Origin of the sequence: Rhodococcus erythropolis R138, assembly GCF_000696675.2 — a bacterium.
Taxonomy (GTDB): domain Bacteria; phylum Actinomycetota; class Actinomycetes; order Mycobacteriales; family Mycobacteriaceae; genus Rhodococcus_F; species Rhodococcus_F erythropolis.
Map to the genome: position 1 here is coordinate 5,725,234 of NZ_CP007255.1, position 18,482 is coordinate 5,743,715.

General features: G+C 62.9%; 17 protein-coding genes. 8 read left to right on the forward strand and 9 right to left on the reverse strand.

Annotated elements, in window-relative coordinates:
* Nucleotides 1-18: 18 nt before the first annotated feature.
* The 3 genes from H351_RS26345 to H351_RS26355 all read right to left on the reverse strand — a co-directional run bounded on the left by H351_RS26345 (nt 19) and on the right by H351_RS26355 (nt 3,827).
* On the reverse strand, nt 19-1,932 hold the full coding sequence (locus H351_RS26345) for an alkyl/aryl-sulfatase (protein ID WP_029254603.1): 1,914 nt from the start codon (nt 1,930-1,932) through the stop codon (nt 19-21).
* 99 nt (nt 1,933-2,031) lie between these two features.
* The gene (locus H351_RS26350) at nt 2,032-2,595 is read right to left on the reverse strand and encodes a TetR/AcrR family transcriptional regulator (protein WP_019747163.1); all 564 of its coding nucleotides are present in this window, start codon (nt 2,593-2,595) and stop codon (nt 2,032-2,034) included.
* Nucleotides 2,592-3,827, reverse strand: a complete 1,236-nt coding sequence (locus tag H351_RS26355; RefSeq protein ID WP_020906447.1) for a cytochrome P450 — start codon at nt 3,825-3,827, stop codon at nt 2,592-2,594. The genes H351_RS26350 and H351_RS26355 overlap by 4 nt, the downstream gene beginning before the upstream one ends.
* A gap of 107 nt (nt 3,828-3,934) precedes the next feature.
* Here H351_RS26355 and H351_RS26360 point away from each other — a divergent pair, with 107 nt between their 5' ends.
* Entirely contained in the window at nt 3,935-4,780 is an 846-nt protein-coding gene (locus tag H351_RS26360; RefSeq protein WP_029254602.1) for a glycosyltransferase family 92 protein, read from the forward strand.
* A gap of 109 nt (nt 4,781-4,889) precedes the next feature.
* Here the strand turns inward: H351_RS26360 and H351_RS32135 are convergent, their stop codons facing one another.
* Nucleotides 4,890-5,036: a hypothetical protein gene (locus H351_RS32135; protein ID WP_158304198.1), complete on the reverse strand. Its 147-nt coding sequence runs from the start codon at nt 5,034-5,036 to the stop codon at nt 4,890-4,892.
* A 205-nt stretch (nt 5,037-5,241) separates the two neighbouring features.
* On the opposite strand from H351_RS32135, the gene H351_RS26365 reads away from it, so the two are divergent.
* Nucleotides 5,242-6,003 (forward strand): SDR family NAD(P)-dependent oxidoreductase, encoded by a 762-nt coding sequence (locus H351_RS26365; protein WP_020723638.1) that lies wholly within the window; start codon nt 5,242-5,244, stop codon nt 6,001-6,003.
* Here the strand turns inward: H351_RS26365 and H351_RS26370 are convergent.
* Nucleotides 5,985-6,197, reverse strand: a complete 213-nt coding sequence (locus tag H351_RS26370) for a hypothetical protein (protein ID WP_223257931.1) — start codon at nt 6,195-6,197, stop codon at nt 5,985-5,987. The two genes, H351_RS26365 and H351_RS26370, sit on opposite strands and share 19 nt — an antisense overlap.
* A 144-nt stretch (nt 6,198-6,341) precedes the next feature.
* On the opposite strand from H351_RS26370, the gene H351_RS26375 reads away from it, so the two are divergent.
* The 3 genes from H351_RS26375 to H351_RS26385 all read left to right on the forward strand — a co-directional run bounded on the left by H351_RS26375 (nt 6,342) and on the right by H351_RS26385 (nt 9,611).
* Nucleotides 6,342-7,286, forward strand: coding sequence for an alpha/beta fold hydrolase (locus tag H351_RS26375; RefSeq protein ID WP_029254600.1), 945 nt, complete (start codon nt 6,342-6,344; stop codon nt 7,284-7,286).
* Nucleotides 7,287-7,547: 261 nt separating this feature from the next.
* On the forward strand, nt 7,548-8,321 hold the full coding sequence (locus H351_RS26380) for a VOC family protein (protein ID WP_019747156.1): 774 nt from the start codon (nt 7,548-7,550) through the stop codon (nt 8,319-8,321).
* A gap of 135 nt (nt 8,322-8,456) precedes the next feature.
* Nucleotides 8,457-9,611: an alkaline phosphatase family protein gene (locus H351_RS26385; RefSeq protein ID WP_021333167.1), complete on the forward strand. Its 1,155-nt coding sequence runs from the start codon at nt 8,457-8,459 to the stop codon at nt 9,609-9,611.
* On the opposite strand, the gene murJ is transcribed toward H351_RS26385, so the two are convergent.
* From murJ to H351_RS26405, 4 genes are all read right to left on the reverse strand, one after another.
* Nucleotides 9,597-11,213, reverse strand: a complete 1,617-nt coding sequence (gene murJ, locus H351_RS26390) for a murein biosynthesis integral membrane protein MurJ (RefSeq protein WP_244891398.1) — start codon at nt 11,211-11,213, stop codon at nt 9,597-9,599. The two genes, H351_RS26385 and murJ, sit on opposite strands and share 15 nt — an antisense overlap.
* Nucleotides 11,214-11,310: 97 nt before the next feature.
* Nucleotides 11,311-12,339, reverse strand: coding sequence for a beta-ketoacyl-ACP synthase III (locus H351_RS26395; RefSeq protein WP_003945837.1), 1,029 nt, complete (start codon nt 12,337-12,339; stop codon nt 11,311-11,313).
* A gap of 161 nt (nt 12,340-12,500) precedes the next feature.
* Nucleotides 12,501-13,142, reverse strand: coding sequence for a response regulator transcription factor (locus tag H351_RS26400; RefSeq protein WP_003945784.1), 642 nt, complete (start codon nt 13,140-13,142; stop codon nt 12,501-12,503).
* Nucleotides 13,130-14,368, reverse strand: a complete 1,239-nt coding sequence (locus H351_RS26405; RefSeq protein ID WP_021343074.1) for a sensor histidine kinase — start codon at nt 14,366-14,368, stop codon at nt 13,130-13,132. The genes H351_RS26400 and H351_RS26405 overlap by 13 nt, the downstream gene beginning before the upstream one ends.
* Before the next feature lie 109 nt (nt 14,369-14,477).
* On the opposite strand from H351_RS26405, the gene H351_RS26410 reads away from it, so the two are divergent.
* The 3 genes from H351_RS26410 to H351_RS26420 are packed head-to-tail and all read left to right on the forward strand — an operon-like array spanning nt 14,478 to nt 18,397.
* The gene (locus tag H351_RS26410) at nt 14,478-15,260 is read left to right on the forward strand and encodes an ABC transporter ATP-binding protein (protein WP_019747152.1); all 783 of its coding nucleotides are present in this window, start codon (nt 14,478-14,480) and stop codon (nt 15,258-15,260) included.
* The gene (locus H351_RS26415) at nt 15,260-17,743 is read left to right on the forward strand and encodes an FtsX-like permease family protein (protein WP_029254598.1); all 2,484 of its coding nucleotides are present in this window, start codon (nt 15,260-15,262) and stop codon (nt 17,741-17,743) included. Before H351_RS26410 ends, H351_RS26415 begins: the two co-directional genes overlap by 1 nt.
* A gap of 21 nt (nt 17,744-17,764) precedes the next feature.
* Nucleotides 17,765-18,397 (forward strand): class I SAM-dependent methyltransferase, encoded by a 633-nt coding sequence (locus H351_RS26420; RefSeq protein ID WP_019747150.1) that lies wholly within the window; start codon nt 17,765-17,767, stop codon nt 18,395-18,397.
* Nucleotides 18,398-18,482 lie beyond the last annotated feature (85 nt).

Genomic DNA, 18,482 nt, shown 5'->3' on the forward strand with positions numbered 1-18,482 from the left:
ATCACGGATGGCAACGTGTCACGGCGTCACGATGTCGAACCACAGATCGAAGTCCTCCAGCAGCGAGATGAACGTCTCCAGTTCAGACTGATCTCCCACAGCTTTTGCCGTTCCGGCCTTGATGGATTCGGTGAGCGAGGTCGTTCCCAGATACACCTCGTTGAACACGGCACGGGTCAAGGTCAGAGTCAGGGCGGCCGAAGCATCTGCCTTGTCCGTGTCGTAATTCAGCACGCCGTTGCGCACTGTGACCAGGACGTTGTCCGCAGTGTCCGACAACACGAATCGCAACGACAGGTCGACGTCGGCAGCTTTGGGACCGTCGAGGCGAACTGCCCAGAAGTCCAGCATCTGCTCGAGAGGCATCACGGCGACAACGGCCGGGCCGGTGGGGTTGTTGGACGGCATCGGTGCCAGCGGATGCCGCAATTCCATCGCTCCGACCAGGTAGAAGTTGCGCCACGTACCGTTCTCGGCTTGGTAGCCGAGTTGTTCGTACGTGTCCGCCAACAACTCTCGCGCTTTCTGGTTACTCGGATCGGCGAACACCAGATGGTTCACCAGCTCGGCCGCCCAGCGGTAGTCGCCGTCGTCGAACGCCTGCTTGCCCTTGGTCAGAAGCGCGTCCGGTCCGCCGACGGCTTCGACGTAGCGCTTGCCGTTCTCCACCGGCGGATGAGGATTGAGGTGAGCGGGAACGCCGTCGAACCAACCGAGATAGAAGGTGTAGATCGCTTTGACGTTGTGACTGAGCGAGCCGTAGTACCCGCGGTTGTACCACTGCTTTCCGATGGCGTCGGGTACCTCGATCTGGTCGGCAATCTCTACCGGTGTCAGTCCCTTGTTGGCAAGACGCAACGTCTGATCGTGCAGATACTTGTACAGGTCTGCCTGATCCGACATCAGCTTCAAGATCTTGTCGTTGCCCCACGTGGGCCAATGATGCTGCGCGAAAATGATTTCGACGTCGGGGAAAAGTTCCATCGCCAGACGAACGTAGTGCGACCAGGCCTTGGCGTCGCGAGTTTTGGCGCCGCGCAACGTGTACAGGTTGTGCATTGTGTGCGTGACGTCCTCCGCTGACCCGAGCGCCTTGAAATCGGGTAGATAGAACAACATTTCGGACGGCGCTTCGGTGCCCGGCGCGAGCATGAACGTCACTCGCACGCCGTCGATGACTTCTTCGTGTACCGGTTCGGTGATGACGTCGGTCGGCACCGCGAACGTCGACGTGCCGTGCGACGTGGACAGTCCGAGACCACCGGAAACCTGCCCCTGCGGGCCTGGACGCAGGAATGATCCGTACATGTACATTCCGCGACGCGTCATCGCCGTGCCGGCGAGCACGTTCTCGGAGATCGCCTCCTCCGTGAAACTGTCTGGTGCATAGACTTTTACGGCACCGGACTCGATCTCTTCGTCGGTGACAAATCCTTTGACTCCGCCGAAGTGATCGCCGTGGGAGTGTGTGAAGATGATCGCCTTGACCGGGACCTTGGGGCGGTGCTGGTAGTACAACTCCAGCGCAAGAGCGGCTGTTTCCGCGGACATCAGAGTGTCACCGATGATCAACCCGGTATCGCCCTCGATGATCGTCGTGTTCGACAAGTCCTGGCCGATCACCTGGTAGAGGCGATCGGCAAGCTTGAAGAGCCCGCCGCCCTTTCCCATCAAAGTGGCTTGGCGCCAGAGACTCGGGTTGACGGTGTCCGGCGCTTCGCCGTCGGCGAACCCGTAGGCGTCGTAGGAGAAGATGAACTGTCCTTTGTCACCCTTGACCAACCCGCCGTCGATGAGCGGCGCTACCAGACCTCGAGAAATCAGTTCGAAGTCGAATGTGTCATCGAACGGAAGATCACGGAGGACCTGGGCATTCGCAAGGCGAGTCGCTTCGGTAGCTGGCTTGGGGTCGAGTTCGGATGGTGTAGTCATCTTCTCTTACGCTCCTCGGGAACTCGCGGTGTCCTGTGTCTGGATACCGGTTCATCCTCGATCGCCACGTAGTCCTCGCGCATCACCCGGAAGGGATGATCACGTGGTTCGTCCAGCGTTCAACAGCGCAGCAACGAACTCACGCACCAACGTCCGCTCGTCGTTCTCGTCCGCCCCCGGCACCATGAGCAGTGAGAGGATCACTCGCACGATCCAGCGTGCTCGTGACGCTGTGCCTGCTCCGATTTCACCGAGCATCGCGACGCCCAGTCCGTTGATGACGTCGGATGAATTGGCAAGTTCACCTGCAAGACTCGCATCACCCGGAGTGAACCATGCAGCCAACGTCGGAGTGCTGCGCACCGCGGAGACTGCGGTGAGCATCGCCGTTTCGAGACGCTCGCTCGGATCATCGATGGTCGCTACCGATTCCGCGATCGCAGTTCCCAGCCTGCGCGCTTCGCGGTGAACGAATGCAATGTGAAGGGCCTGCCGATTCTCGAAGTACCGATACAGGGTGGCCCGGGAACATCCTGCAGCAGAGGCTATCTCCGCCATACCGACGGCGTTGACACCTTTCTCGACGAACAGTTGTGCCGCACTGTCGAGGATCTTCTCGGCTGCCGCCAAGGCGCGCCCCTCGCCGAGCCAGTCGTTGCTCACGGCCGGGCCACCGACATCGGCGCTGTGAGTGGACGGCGCACGTAGTTGCCCGGCGCGTATTGCATCGCTTCGATGTCGATATGGAAATCTGGAATCCGGGAGAGCAACTCTTCCAACGCAACTCGAGCCTGCATCCGAGCTGCCGACGCCCCCAGACAGTGGTGGGCGCCATGACTGAAGGTGAGAATCTTCTGCGGTCGACGCAAGACGTCCAACTCCGCCGCGTCGGGTCCGTACTTTTCGGGATCACGATTGGCCGCACCGTACATCAACAAAACCTTACGTCCTGCCGGAATCACTTTGCCGCCCAAGGCCACATCCCGAGTCGTGGTGCGTGCCAGTCCTTGGACCGGCGAGGTGAGTCGAAGCAACTCGTCGACCGCGTCGGTGATCAATGCGGGATCGTCCAGCAGGATCTGACGCTGGTCGAGGCGTTCGGTCAGCATCGCCACCGAACCACCCAGCATTCCTGTCGTGGTGTCGTTTCCACCGGCCACCATGGTGAAGGCGAAGCCCAGAATCGACAGCAGGCCGGACATGTCGCCGTCTTCACCGAGTCCAGCGGCGAGTAGGTGCGAAATCGTGTCGTCACCCGGTTCGACCTTGCGGCGTTCGATCAGCGAAGCGAAGTACATCATCAACTCACCGGTGGCGGCCTGCGCCGTCGTCGCTGCCGCGGCCACGCCACCTGCCGAATTGGCAGCGACAATGGCCTCGGTCCAGCCGTCGAACTGGTCACGGTCCGATTCCGGCACACCCAGATAGTGTGCGACAACCATCGACGGCAACGGCTTGAAGAGCTCGACGACGATATCGCCACTGCCACGCGCTTTCAGCGCCTCGATACGTTCGACGACGAATTCGCGGACCATCGGCTCGACCGCCGAGACCTGACGCGGAGTGAATCCCTTCGACACCATGCGCCGGAACTCCGACTGCACGGGCGGATCCTGCATCACGAACGGCGGATTGTCCTGCATCCCGATCTGCTCGAGCTCACCATAGACGGTGGTCAATCCCTTTGCCGACGAGTACGTCTCGTAATCACGAGCGGCGTTGTAGACGTCTTCGTGACGGGTGAGCACCCAGTAGTCGTCCTGCGGCGAGGCTTCCGGCACCACGTTGTGCACCGGGTCGTTCTCTCGCAATGCGTCGTACATGGCCCAGGGCGAACGCCAGGACTCCCCGGTGGAAGGAACAAACCGTGGCGAATGTGACACAGATGTTGTCATGACTCGACTATGAGACAAATTGATAGATGTGTCAACGTTTGACGACTGAAATTTCTGCGATCAATATCGAGTAACCCGCTTCCACGCAGAGCACTATCGTGTGTCGGGTGATCACGGATCCGAAGAACCACCCGAACAGCTCTGACACCGGACGCCGCGCCGTGGTTGCGGTCCTGCTCCCCCGCGAACATCTCCCCTTCATCAGAGACTGGTGCCTGCACCACATCGAGCAGGGCTGGGAGGTTGTTCTCTACGACAACACCGGTTCCGTCGGGTCCACCCGCAAGACAAGCGCATTCAGCCTCAACCGTTGGCACGGCCGCAGCGAGGACAAGAGAGGCAACTCTTACGGCGCCTTCACCCGATCGATGTCGGACAGTGAAGTTCAGGTCGCATTCCGCAAAGAACTGCACGACCTTCCGGTGACGATCGTCGACTGGCAACCGCGCGACGCGGACGGTCGGATCGTGCACGGACAGGTAGAGGCCTACGTCGATTACGTGAGCCGGTACCGCGACACCGTCGCGTGGGCAGCATTCATCGACGCCGACGAATACCTCGAACACGCACCAGGATTGGACTGGGAGGTTCTACTTGCCGGAGTTACTCAGGCGGATTCACACCGTGTTGTTCTCGACGCCCTGGTCTACGAATCCAGGTGGACGCGCGACGGGCAACTGCGAGACGTCGAGGAATTGAATTGCCTTGGGCTACAGAGCCACGGCTGCAAGAACATCGTGAGGCTGTCGAAGATTCTGCGAGCGGACGTCCACTGGGGATGGAAGACAAGCGAACCGGACAGCCTGGTGCGGCCCGACCGATCCCTCTTCTACTTCCGCCATTACCGCGGTTCGGAGGCGGCACTCGACTTCACTCCGCTGCCGAACTTCGGACCCCAAGTCCACGAAGAAGGTGTGGATGTTCCGGCGACAATCGACTTATCACAAAAATGAATGTGCCTGCAAGCAACAGGTATTCAGGTGTAGATAAACCTCCGGCCCGCGTCCACGAAGGCAATGCCTTCAGGCCACGGGCCGGAGAATCACTGACTGCCGGAGCGAATCAGGAAAGCGTGCCGCCACCGAGGAGGCCGACGAAAGCTGCTGCAGCGGCGATGCCGCCGAGGATTCCGCCGATGCCGCCGATGATCTTGCCAGCGTCGGTGATGGTCTTGAGATCTTCTGCGGTGCTACCAGTGGTGAATGCCATGTCTATCTCCTCATCATGGAATGTGTACGCGGTCCGCGCGCCCGGTATGTAACGGCGCTCACAATATACGTAAGACAGCCGAAATTTGAAGCGGTGCCGTTGAGTGGGACGTAACTCACATCTCATCCAGCGGGAACCCACGAGTAACAATGCGCGATTCGGACAACGCTTCGGGAACCGTTGAATGACGAGCAGGAGAACAGCAGTGGGCAAGTTGGATGGAAAAGTGGCCCTGATCACTGGCGCAGGGCAAGGCGTCGGCCAGGGTGTTGCGTTTGCGCTTGCCAAGGAAGGTGCTTCCGTCGCGGTGGCGGGCCGCACTGAGTCGAAACTCGTAGTCACATGTAACGAGATCACCGAACGCGGCGGCCGTGCCGAACCGGTGCTCGTGGATATCGCCGACGCGGGTTCCATCACCGCTGCCGTGGCGCGAACCGTGGAACTGTTCGGCGGCGTCGACATCCTGATCAACAACGCCAGCCTCAACCCGCTCGGCAACGTCCTCGACCTCACTCCGGAGCGCCTTGCCGACGGATTGACTTCCGGTCCCGTCGCGACGCTGCGAACCATGCAAGCCTGCTACCCGTTCATGAAGGAGCGCGGCGGCGGGGCGATCATCAACATGGTCAGTTCCGTGGCCGTCCGTTGGGACGCCGCCGGCTACGGCGGATACGCGGCCGTGAAGGAATCCGTCCGAGCCCTCAGTCGCGCAGCAGCGTGCGAATGGGGCGTCGACGGGATCCGAGTCAACGCGGTTGCTCCTCACGCATCCTCGCCCGGGCTACAGCGTTGGGCAGATGCGCGTCCGGAAGAGGCTGCCGCTTTTGTTGCCGGGATTCCGCTACGGAGGATCGGGGACTGCGAAACGGACATCGGCACCGCGGTGGCTTTCCTGGTCGGCCCGGATGCCGCGTATCTGACTGGAGCAACAATTCCGCTCGACGGTGGTCAGTCGCGCTGGGGCTGAGAGCTGGCGTCGTCGAAGGCAAGCACCGCCGACTTGGCTTCGGCGATCGGGCGGCGGAAAACGAAACCGACCAGAACGGATGCCAAAACCAGCGCGGCCAGAACAATGAGCCCGACCATCCACCACATGGTTTTCAGTATGCCCGAACCGACCTCCGCCGGACGCGCGCCACGGCCGTCGGAAAGCGATGACAACCGCGAAAAGTGCTTGACACCAGTCAAATTCCGTTTTGCCCGTTTCCCGAGCTTCCTGATAGTCCGTGATCGAGGACACAGTTTCGGATCCCGAGCCGGGACGATCGCGTGACTGGAACCGCGACTCGGTGCATCCTGTCAGGTATGGAATCCGCTGTTTCGGCCGAACTCGCCGACGGAAGCACCCTCACACACCCGTGGGGCGGGACAAGCAACATCACCGATCTCGGCGGTGATGTTCACTGGATCGACTTCGGCGGTCCCAGCGGAGCGCCGCCCATCGTGCTCGTTCACGGACTGGGCGGCTCGCACCTGAACTGGGTGCGGGTGGCACCGACGCTGGCGGCGCGCACGCGTGTGTACGCACTGGACCTCGCCGGATTCGGACTCACCTCCGCCCGTGGGCGGCACACCGGCGTCGACGCCAACGCAGCACTCCTGAATCGATTTCTCGACACAGTGGTCGGTGAACCCGCCGTCCTGTTCGGCAATTCCATGGGCGGAATGGTCTCGGCAATGTCGACCCATGCCAGTCCCGAATCAGTTGCCGGCCTGGTCCTGGTGGATCCGGCACTCCCCCTGCCCGTCCAACTTCCCGACCTGACCGTAGCTGCCCAATTTGCGCTCTACTCGATGCCGTACGTCGGTGAGCAGGTTCTCGGCTTCGGACGCCGGAAGATGTCCGACCGGCAGTTGGCCGCTCAGATGACCAGATTGTGTTTTGCCGATCCGACGCGAGCAGACCCCGCCGTCCTCGACGCGGGCGCTGCCTTGACGGCGATTCGTCGCGGCGAACCCACTCAGGATGCCGAGTTCCTGCAGGCAGCACGGTCACTGTTGATGACCCTCGCCCGTCCGGCCTCTTATCGAAAGACCCTGCGAGAGATCGCGACTCAGACGCTCCTGATACACGGCGATCGCGATCGTCTTGTCCCGGTCGAGGCTGCCCGAGCAGCCGCCGCCGCACATCCACACTGGACCACCATCATTCTCGGCGATACCGGCCACACCCCTCAGTTGGAGATTCCGGACGAGTTTTCACGTCATGCGCTCGCGTGGCTCGATCGCACGGGGCTGATCACGAGCTGACACGTACCGGCACCACACCCGTTGAACGGCCTTGTCGATCGAGCAAGTGCCCCATCAACTTCGGCGTATCAAGGACGATTCGGCGATCGACTACGTCGGCAGGTCCGGCCCACCGGTAAGCGCGAACGGTCAAATACTCCAAAGCTCTCGAGCCCTGGGAATGTGTCGGGGTACGCGCGTAGCGTGAGATTCGCGCCTTCCTCGGCCAAGCATTTGCGCGACCCGTACTTGTGTATCCGTTTCGGTAAAGGAGAGTTTCAGATGCCCGCACGCACAGCGCTCGACGGAACACCCTGTTGGATCGACCTCACCAGCTCCGATACCGAGGTCGCCAAATCCTTCTACACCAACGTGTTCGGTTGGCAGACTGACACAAATGACGACCCGCAGTACGGCGGCTACGCGATCTTCAGCAAAGACGGGCAGCCCATCGCCGGGCTCGGACCTCAGCAGGAGGGAAACCCGTACGGCAACGTCTGGACCACCTACATCTCCTCGACTGATGCGGCAACGTCGGCGTCCAAGGCCGAAGCCGCGGGCGGAATGATCATGATGCCGTCGATGCAGGTCGGTCCCCAGGGCAGCATGGCGATCGTGGGCGATCCTGCCGGTGCAGTCGTCGGTATCTGGCAGGCAGATCAGCACCACGGCTTCGGTCTGGTCGGCGAGGCCGGAGCCCCGGTGTGGCACGAGACTTTGTCCAAGAACTACGCCGCGGTCCTGCCGTTCTACACCGACGTGTTCGGCTGGACTTACGAGTCCATCGGCGACAGCGACGAGTTCCGGTACTCACAGGCCAAGCAGGGCGACACCGTCGTCGCCGGTTTGATGGATGCCAGCTCGTTCCTCCCGGCAGAGGTGCCGTCGTTCTGGCAGGTGTACTTCGGGGCGGACGACACCGACGCGGCCGTCGCCAAGGTCGTCGAATTCGGCGGCAGCGTCTTGCGCGATCCCGAGGACACGCCCTTCGGCCGTCTCGCATCGGTGGCCGATCCACTCGGTGCCAAGTTCCAGATCTCCACGATCATGGAGTGAATCTCCGCGCAGAGGCCGCACCGGCCCGCGGTCTCTGCGCGCTGATCATCTGGAAAGTCCCGATTTGACCGCACGGATTTGAACACTCGCCCAGAAGGTATGCAGTTTTCTGCGTCCAACGCCTAATCTCATGGGATGCCCGCCCCTGCCCCTCTCCTCGATGTGTACTCGCAGCCGACTCTGTCGACGCTTGCGCCGTCGGTACTCGCTTCTCTCGGAGTGAGCGGCGAAGCGAACCGTCTCGATCTACAGCCCAGCCAGAAGACTGTAATTCTGCTGGTAGACGGGATGGGCGCGAACTTGCTCGCCCGCAACGCCGAACACGCACCATTCCTGAACTCACTGATCGGAACGCCCATACGGGCAGGATTCCCCACGACGACGGCCACCAGCATCGTCTCGTTGGGGACCGGGCTGCCCTCGGGGGCGCACGGAATCACCGGTTACCAGTCTTACGTCGAAGAAGCCGATTCGGTGTTCAACTGGCTGGGTTGGCACAGCGCGGGCAAGAAGGAATCTCAGACCGACTCCATCGTCCCGGAGACCCTGCAGCCGCAGGCCACGACCTTCGATCGTGCCGCGGCCGCCGGCATCACCGTCACTACCGTCGTTCCGTCCAAATTCGACGGCAGCGGCCTCACCCGGGCGGGAATGCGCGGCGCCCAATTCGCCGGAATCCAGGCATACGGAGACCTCCTCGCTCGCACCGTGGCCGCGTCGAAATCTGCCGACCGTACGTTCACGTACTGCTACATCAGCGAGATCGATGCACTCGGCCACGTCTACGGCCCCGAGTCCGAGCCGTGGATTTTCCAACTGATGCTTGTCGATCGACTGGTCGAGCAACTCGCCGCCGCTCTCGGTCCGGACGTGAGATTGCTGGTGACGGCAGACCACGGAATGGTCGACGTGTTGGACGAGAACAAGATCGACTTCGACAACACTCCGATTCTGTCCAAAGATGTACTCGCTCTTGCCGGTGAACCTAGATGTCGTCACATCCACACCCGAGAAGGCGCTGCACAAGATGTTGCGGACCGCTGGCGCGCCGAACTGGGTGACCGCATGTGGATCGGGACGAGATCCGAGGGCATAGTCGCAGGATTGTTCGGGCCTGCAGTGCATTCCGAGTATCACGGCCGGATCGGTGATGTCATCGCCATTGCGTCCGGGGACGTGGCCGTCGTACGTCGATCTGTCGAATCGGGACTGTCCGGCCTCCGTGGACAGCACGGCGCCCTCACTCCGGACGAACTGCTGGTACCGCTCTTGTCCTCAGGACAACAGTAGGGCCCGAGCCCGGCGAATCTCGGGAACACCGACGACCTTGCATGCGCCCAACAGGACGACTGCTCCGACGGCCGCACCCGCCGACAATGAAATAACAGCAGCAAGCCTGGGCTCGGGAACTCGGTTCTGAACCGCCACCACCAAAGCGAGCGCACAACCACCTGCCAGAATTGCCGCCGCCGAAATCCTTCCGACGGTAGCCTGCACGCGACGGAATCCCAACAGCCCGTATCGCTTTCGAAGCAGGATGTGGCCGAGCGCCGCTCCGCACACGTAGGAGAACGAGCCCGCCGCACAGACGGCCAGGACCAGCGTTTCGTCACTCGCGGACAGAGACGCAAGTAGAACGAGCGCTGTTTTGGCTATCACCATCACCATGGCGATCACCGCGGGAGTTCGGGTGTTGTTGTCGGCGTAGAACACTCGAAGCTGAAGCATGACCATCGCAAATGGCACCAGCCCGAATGCACTGACCGCAACGGCCGTCCCGATCAACCGGGCACTGCTGCCGTCGACCCGACCGAAGAAGATCAAGGTGGTCAACGAGGGGCCGAACACCATGAGCGCCGCAGTGACCGGAATCAGCGCCACCACTGAATACCGGGCTCCCCGGCCGAGATCGGATACGACGCCGACGTCGTCACCCGCAGCAACCGACCTGGCGATCCGCGGCATCAGCACCGTCAACAACGACACACCGAGAATGCCGTACGCCACTTGAAACAGCAGATCCGCGTGCGTGTACATCGAGTAGACGTGACGGGAGAGAGTGACCTTCATCGTCACCCACACACCGATCTGACCGGCAACGACGTACACAAGTACCCAACCGAGCAACGGCGCCCCGACGCGCACCGGGCGCCAGGTGTGCGGTACGACCCGCACGCGAAGGCGCCACCGAAACCCGTTGCGGTGCAGCGCTCGAGCAACGACGGCGGTTTGCGCCACGATCCCGAGCAGAGTGCCGATACCGATCACCAGAACCTGCGCGGTGGTCATCGACTCGGGAGTCAGAGTAACCGGCCCCGGGATGCACAGGAAGACCGCGACCGTCACCAGAAGGACGACGTTGTTGATCACCGGCGCCCAGGCGGGCGCGCCGAACACTGATCGAACACTGAGTACTGCCGTCATCATCGCCGTGACGCCGTAGAAGAAGATCTCCGGCAGAAGCAAGTACGCGAAGAGCGTCGTCAACTCTCGTTGAGCCGGATCATCGATCACAGCCGAGACCAGAGGCGGCGCGCACACCACCGCCACTACCGTCACGAGCGCAAGAGCAAGCGCTCCGACGGTGAGAACGCGCTGCGTCTGCTCTCGTTCGAGCGTCCGCCCACGACTTCGCTGCCGTGTCAGATACGGAAGCAGAACGCTGGCGAGAATTCCGCCGAGGAGGAGCTGATAGACCATGTTCGGGAAGCTGTTGGCCGCGTTGTACGCATCACTGACCAGGGCGATGCCGAGGACCGCGGCAAGGGCAAGGGTGCGGACGAAGCCGGTGATCCGACTGACCGTGCTGGCGAGCGCCACTTGCCCGCCCATCTTCGCCAAGCTGCCGCCCGTCACACCCGTACGTTCGGACTCCCCCATACTCTCGACCATCTCGCCAGAGTGCCACATCGCAGAGGTACGACGATCTGGACGGAAACGGAAGAGCGCCCCGAACCGTGGGGTTCGAGGCGCTCGTCACGAGAGAAGATCAGGCTGATTCCGCTCCAGCCAACGGCGGCATGACGACAACCTGGCCGGCGAAGGACAGACCCGCACCGAAGGCGAGAAGCAATGCCTTGTCGCCCGGCTTGCACTGGCCGTCGCGCAGCATCTGCTCCATGGCGAGCGGGATCGAGGCCGCGGACGTGTTGCCCGTCTCGGCGATGTCGTTGGAGACGGGGAAGCCCTCGGGCAGCTTCATGCTGCGAGCGATGACCTCGTTGATGCGCTGGTTTGCCTGGTGCGGCACAAAAGCGTCGATGTCCTCGATACCCAGCCCCGACTTCTCCAGGGTGCGAGTGGCGACCTTGCCCATCTCGAAGGCAGCCCAGCGGAACACCGCGGTACCGGCCATCTTGATCCACGGCCGAGGTCCGGTCGGGTTCTTGGTGTAGTCGAGCCAGCTCGGCTCCTGAACGATGGCGTCGGACTGGCTGCCGTCCGAACCCCACTCGACCGGGCCGATTCCGACGGTATCGCTCGGGCCGACGACAACTGCGCCTGCGCCGTCACCGAAGATGAAGCGAACGCTGCGATCGGTGGGCTCGGTGGCCTCGCTCATCAACTCGACGCCGACGACGAGTACGTGATCAACCGTGCCGCCGCGAACGAGGTCGCTGGCCACGGCAAGGGCGGTACAGAAACCGGCGCAGCCTGCCGCGACGTCGAATGCAGCCGGACCCTTGATGCCGAGCTCGTGGGCGACGATGGACGCAGCCTGAGGAGTCTGCAGGTCCCACGTCGACGTCGCGATGATCACGGCGCCGATCTGCTCGGGAGCAATGCCGCTGACGTCCAGTGCTTTACGGGCCGCGCTGATCGACATCGCGAGGATGCCTTCACCTTCGCCGGAGAACCGGCGCGACTTGATACCCGATCGCGTCTGGATCCACTCGTCGGTGGAATCGATCAGCTCGCAGATCTCGTCGTTGGTCACGACTCGCTCCGGGCGGTGAACGCCGAGCCCGAGAAGGACGGACTGCCGACCTCCGGCCACACTGGCAATCGGCTTACCCATTGATCGATCTCCTCGTTGGTTTCTGGTGATGACGCGCATTCGACATCACACGTTACGTACAGGACATAAGCCCCTGCCTCTCAGGTCACCGTTCGATCACGGCAACAACATGAGGCTGGCTCACATTACGCTTCGGTCAGGTATGTAGTCCAGATCCACGATCAGGCGCGTAAATGAGCTAGAACTGCCAAAACACGACGATGCCCGCTTTCGGAAGCCGACAGGCCGAGTTTTGCGAAGATATTTCCTATGTGCTTGCTCACAGCAGTGTCGCTGACGACCAGTTTCCTGGCGATTTCCTGATTTCCCAGCCCCTCCGCCATCAGTCCGAGAACCTCGGACTCGCGTGGGGTCAGTGATCTGATCGGATCGTCGGCGCGTCGACGGCTCATCAGTTGGGATACGACCTCGGGATCCATCACGGTTCCGCCGTCGACGACCCGGTTCAATGCGTCGACGAACTCGGCTACCTTGCCGACCCGTTCCTTGAGCAGGTACCCGACCCCGCCGGCGCCTCCTGCCAACAATTCACCGGCGTAGCGATCCTCGACGTACGCGGAAAGGACCAGGACGGGAAAGCCCGGGCGAAGCTTGCGCACCTCGATCGCCGCTCGAAGCCCCTCGTTGGTGAAAGTAGGAGGCATCCGGACGTCGAGCACCGCGGCGTCGGGGGCGGTCTCCTCGAACACCGTGAGGAACTGTGCGGCGTCGGAGACGGCAGACACCTCGAAGCCCTCTCCGCGGAGCAGCAGTGCCAGCCCCTCTCGCAGGAGAGCGTCGTCCTCGGCAATCAGAATCCGCACGGTAGTTCCACCCTCATCGTTGTCGGTCCACCCTCCGGGCTCTCCAATACTGCGGTTCCTTCGAAAGCCTCGACCCGGCGTCGGATACCCGCCACGCCGCCGCCCGGGCGTTCGTTCGCGCCGCCCTGACCATCGTCGATCACGTCGATGAGCATCGTCTCACCCAACGAGTCGTCCGACGCCTCCGTCCGTGCCGTGACGGTGACACTGCGCGCTCCGCTGTGTTTTGCGACGTTGGTCAAGGCCTCGGCGACGACGAAGTACGCAGCAGCCTCGACGGCAGCCGGGGCTCGGCGGAGTTCGTCGATCTCGAGTACGCAGGGCACGGCGGAGCGCCCGGCGAGCGCGGAGATCGCGCCCTCCAGACCCAACTCGTCGAGGATCGGCGGGTAGATGTCGTGCACCAACGTCCGGAGTTCGCTCAACGCCTCGGTGGCCGCATCCTGGGCCCGATGCAGTTGTGGCAGAGCCTGGTCCGGATTGTTCTGCAACGACCGCTCGGCCATCCCCAACATCATCACCACCGCGACCAGACGGTTCTGCGCGCCGTCGTGCAGATCCCGCTCGATGCGCTTGAGTTCGGCCGAATGTGCGTCGAGCGCCGCAGCGCGGCTGGCCGTCAGGGCGGTGACGCGCTTCGAGAGGTCCGAACGCGTGTCCGGCGCAAGCAAAGTCGTGGTCGACCAGCTGATCCACTTCGCCATCGCGGGGATCAACCACCACGCGATCAGGAGGTACAGGATGCCGATCAACGGCATTCCGGCAGCGCCCAACCACGACGTCACGGGGTACGGATTGTTGACGGGTTCACCGGCGGGCATCTGCTGCCAGTACAGCGGGACGGCAATCGAATTGAGTGCACCGAGTGGCAGAGCAATGGTCAGCATCGCCGCGACGAAAGCCCCCAGACCATGAATCGACAGCCAGGCCGCGTCGCGCCTCGTCGACTGATCGGTGAGGAACCGGCGCCAATCCCCGAAGGTCGGATTGCTTGGCATCGGTGGGTATCGCTGCAGAACAGGGCGTCCGGTGTACGCAGCCGTTCTCTTGCGGGCCAGACCCGCCCACCACCGGAGGACCCGCACGTACGACGGCAACAGCAACCAGCCGACGATCAGAATCGAGAGCGACAGCAGAATGAGACCGACCATCAGCAAGAACAGGGAGACCACGGCTGCCGCACCCTCGACGAGCACGTACACCGCAGCCCTGGTTCTCTTCTTCACTGCCCCAGCATGCCGCACCTGATGCCGCGATCCACTACAGCTGGCTACACCATTGATTCGGGACCCTGCTGGATGTCGACGAATGCCGAATCTCCATAGCGTTCATCCCATGAAGAATCGACACTCGGTCCTCGCCCCGCCGGCCCCTGGTGCCACGGCCGCCCGAACATCCGCCGTGCGACTCGAAGGCGTCAGCAAGATCTACGGCAACGGCCGCGGCGCCGTGACCGCCCTCGACAACATCAGCCTCACCTTGCCGCGCAGCACCTTCACCGCCGTGATGGGCCCGTCCGGATCGGGCAAGAGCACTTTCCTGCACTGCGCCGCAGGGCTCGATCGACCGAGCAGCGGATCGGTGTGGCTGGGCGACACCGAGATCTCACAGCTGAAGCCGAAGGCCCGCAGCATCTTCCGTCGCGATCACATCGGTTTCGTCTTCCAGGCCTACAACCTGCTCGGCGCTCTCGACGTCGAGCAGAACGTCACGCTCCCCCTACTCCTCGCCGGACGACGAGCCGACAAGCAGTACCTGACCTTCGTCCTCGAATCCGTCGGACTCGGATCGCACCGCAAGCGCAAACCCTCCGAACTGTCCGGCGGTCAGCAGCAACGCGTCGCCATCGCGCGCGCCCTCGTCACTCACCCCGACGCACTCTTTGCCGACGAGCCGACCGGCGCCCTCGACTCCCGCAGCGCCAAGCAGGTTCTGGAGTTGTTGCGCCGGACAGCCGCCGAGTTCGATCAGACCATCGTCATGGTCACGCACGACCCGGTGGCCGCGTCGTACGCCGATCGTGTGCTGTTCCTCGCCGACGGAAAACTTGTCGGGCACATCGACCGCCCGACGCCGCAGCAGATCGCCGAGCGCATGACACACCTCGGGGACTGGTGATGATGAAAGCGCACACCTTTGCGCACCTGAAAGCGCATCGCTCCGGTTTCGTCGCCGTGTTCGTCTCCGTATTCTGCGCAGCGCTCCTCACCTGCGGTCTGGGTGTGCTGCTGGAATCGGGAGTGCGAGGCGGCGTCTCACCACATCTCTACGCCGGTGCCGACGCCGTCGTGAGTGCACCACAGGCGCTCGAGGTCAAGGAAGACGCCGATCAGCCTTTTGCCGAGCGAGTTCTCCTCGACGGCGATACCGTCCGCAAGCTCGATGCCCTCGATGTCACGGTGATTCCCGACATCTCCGTCCCCGTCAGCACCGCCGAGGGCGTCGTACTCGACGCACATCCTTGGAACACAGCACAACTGGCGCCGTACTCGCTCACCGATGGGCGCGCTTCGCAGAGCCGAGACGAGGTGGTCTCGACCACGGGCGCCGCTCTCGGCGAGCAAATCACGCTGGCTCACGGCGCGATAGCCGACGAGTACACCGTCGTCGGCACAGCTGATTCGGCTTCGGTGCCGTCACCCGACCGTCCGGCACTCGTCTTCCTCGACGACGCAGAGGCCGAACGGTTGTGGCCGCACCAGAACGCTGTCACCGCAGTCGGATTGATCGCTCCCGAAGGCGTGGATGCTGCCGCTCTCGCCCGCGATGCACTCGCCGGAACCGGCGCGGAGGTCTCGACCGGCACTGCGCGCGGAGGCATCGAATTCCTCGACGCCGGTGCTGCGCGGACCCAGTTGATCGTGCTCTGCGCGTCGTTTGCCGGTCTCGCGTTGATGGTCAGTATGTTCGTCGTTTCCAGCACGCTGTCGCTCTCGATCAACGCCAGACGCCGAGAGTTCGCTCTGTTGCGGGCAATCGGGGCCACCACGCGACAAGTCCACGTCATGATCGGACGTGAAGTGCTGCTCGTCGCGGCGGCTGCGGCGGCTCTCGGCGCGGTGCCCGGATACCTGCTCGCCCGATTCCTGGGTGCACAGTTTGCCGACGCCGGGGTCATGCCCACCGATTTCGCGTTGGCGTACAGCCCGCTTCCGGCGATCGCGGCATTCCTGATCTGCGTACTCACTGCCCGCGCGGCAGCGGCGATCGCGGCACGACGACCGGCGAAGCTCGACCCCGTCGAAGCGCTTCGCGAATCCGAAAGCGGCCCGGCGAAACTGAGCCGCGGACGCATCGTCACCGGGCTGATCTTCGGCGCCGCCGGCCTCAGCGCGTGCGTGCTCCCCGCTTTCCTGCCCGGCAGCGTGGCAGCCGCTGGAGCCGGTTCGAGCGCACTGCTGTTGATCTTCTCGGTCGCGCTGCTCGGCCCCTTGTTGGTGCGCGGCATCATCAAGGTGATCGGCGGTCCACTGCGCCGTAGTGGGTCGGCGTCCAAAGTTCTCGCTGCCGCCAACGCCGAATCCAATTCGAGACGGCTCTCGTCGGCGGTTGTTCCGTTGGCTCTCGCAATCGCACTGGGCTCGGTGCAGTTCTTCAGCCAGAGCACCGTCGCCGCCGAGGCGACCAACCAGTCGATCAAGGGCGTCACCGCCGACCTGATCGTCGGCGCGCCGGCCGGTATCGCTCCCTCGCTCCTCGATTCGATCGCATCGGTGCCCGGAGTGAGTGCGGCAAACCCGGTGGTCCGCAGTCAAGTCCTGCCGGTACCCAGCGGTGAGGAAGGCGGCTCAGCCGACAGCGCGATCGCTGCCCAGGGCATCGACGCCGCCAGCGCCGACGCGACCCTCGATCTCGCGGTGACCGAGGGCGACCTGAGCGCTCTGACCGGCGATACCGTTGCCGTGAGCGAAGACGGCGCCTTCACACTCGGAGCCAAGGTAGGTCAGCGCGTCGACCTCTATCTAGGGGACGGCACACTCGTGCATCCGATGGTCGTCGCAAAATATGGTCGCGGCCTCGGATTCGGGGACGTGACCATGCCGATCGAGACTTTGCGTCAGCACTCCACCGACGCTCTGATCGACACCGTTCTGGTTGCTGCCGAACCCGGACGGTCGGCCGAAGTCCAGCAGTCGTTGCGCTCGTTCCCCTCGATCGCCGCGATGAACCAGGACCAGTTCGGGGCCGCGGGCGAAGATCAGCGTCGTATGCAGTCGTGGGTCAGCATCCTCGCCGTCCTCGTCCTGCTCGGCTATCTCGCAGTCGCCGTCGTGAACACCCTGGTCGCCGCCACTGCCGAGCGTTCCCGCGAGTTCGCGCTCCTTCAACTGGTGGGCTCGCGGACGAGGCAGGTCCGAGCGATGATGCGCATCGAGTCGTTGATGGTGGTGGGAATCGCCGTCGTGGTCGGATCACTGATCGCCCTGCCGCCTCTGATGGGCATCGCCGTAGCGGTGTCCGGGCAGCCGATCCCGGCGATTTCACCGGCGATCTACGGTTCCATCGTCGCCGTGACCGCTGTTCTGGGATTTGTCTCAATCGCGGTCCCGACGCGCGCCGCCCTACGCAAGAACCCGATGGACGGAGTGCGTAACCACTGAGTGGCACTACCGTCGTCATCTATGGATGCGGCGGCCTGGGACAAGAAGTACGAAGAAACCGAGCTCGTCTGGGGCGCTCCTCCCAACGAACTGCTGGTGGAATACGCGACGGCCCTCCCCCACGGCCAGGCACTGGACCTGGCGTGCGGCGAGGGCCGTAACGCATTGTGGCTCGCGACCCGCGGTTGGGAGGTCACCGGCATCGACTACTCGGCCGTCGCGATCGAGAAAGCCCGCACGATCGCGGCCCGCTCACCCCGATCGGTTCTCGACCGGCTCGACTACCGATGCGGCGACGTCACCGTCGCGGATTACGCCTCCAGGAACGGGCAGGGATACGACTTGGCCCTGCTTCTTTACCTTCATCTGCCCGCACCACAACGCACCCTGGTTGTGAACCGTGCCATAAATTCTCTGAAACCTGACGGAATCCTCATGATTTTGGGGCACGACCGAAGCAACATCGACTACGGCGTCGGCGGACCGAAAGATCCCGAAATCCTTTACACACCAGAAGAATTGATGCAGGAATTCCAAGGAAGGCTCGAGTTCGAGATCGCCGGAAATCCGCACAGACACACCGAAACGGGAATCGCGGTCGACGCGCTTGTCATCGGACGCAAATCCGGTGTTGGCAATGCAAAGAACGGCTAGTAACATGTATTAAGTTACCGACGAGTAATAAACTTCGGGCGGTACTAGGAGTGCTGGACCGCACCACCTCACTGGGAGAAGCAGA

Excerpts from the sequence above, each read along its gene's own strand:
- H351_RS26415 (WP_029254598.1), top strand. The coding sequence starts at position 15,260 with ATGATGAAAGCGCACACCTTTGCGCACCTGAAAGCGCATCGCTCCGGT.
- H351_RS26420 (WP_019747150.1), top strand. The coding sequence starts at position 17,765 with ATGGATGCGGCGGCCTGGGACAAGAAGTACGAAGAAACCGAGCTCGTC.
- H351_RS26355 (WP_020906447.1), bottom strand. The coding sequence starts at position 3,827 with ATGACAACATCTGTGTCACATTCGCCACGGTTTGTTCCTTCCACCGGG.
- H351_RS26380 (WP_019747156.1), top strand. The coding sequence starts at position 7,548 with ATGCCCGCACGCACAGCGCTCGACGGAACACCCTGTTGGATCGACCTC.
- H351_RS26395 (WP_003945837.1), bottom strand. The coding sequence starts at position 12,339 with ATGGGTAAGCCGATTGCCAGTGTGGCCGGAGGTCGGCAGTCCGTCCTT.
- H351_RS26345 (WP_029254603.1), bottom strand. The coding sequence starts at position 1,932 with ATGACTACACCATCCGAACTCGACCCCAAGCCAGCTACCGAAGCGACT.
- H351_RS26375 (WP_029254600.1), top strand. The coding sequence starts at position 6,342 with ATGGAATCCGCTGTTTCGGCCGAACTCGCCGACGGAAGCACCCTCACA.
- H351_RS26410 (WP_019747152.1), top strand. The coding sequence starts at position 14,478 with ATGAAGAATCGACACTCGGTCCTCGCCCCGCCGGCCCCTGGTGCCACG.
- H351_RS26385 (WP_021333167.1), top strand. The coding sequence starts at position 8,457 with ATGCCCGCCCCTGCCCCTCTCCTCGATGTGTACTCGCAGCCGACTCTG.
- H351_RS32135 (WP_158304198.1), bottom strand. The coding sequence starts at position 5,036 with ATGGCATTCACCACTGGTAGCACCGCAGAAGATCTCAAGACCATCACC.
- murJ (WP_244891398.1), bottom strand. The coding sequence starts at position 11,213 with ATGGTCGAGAGTATGGGGGAGTCCGAACGTACGGGTGTGACGGGCGGC.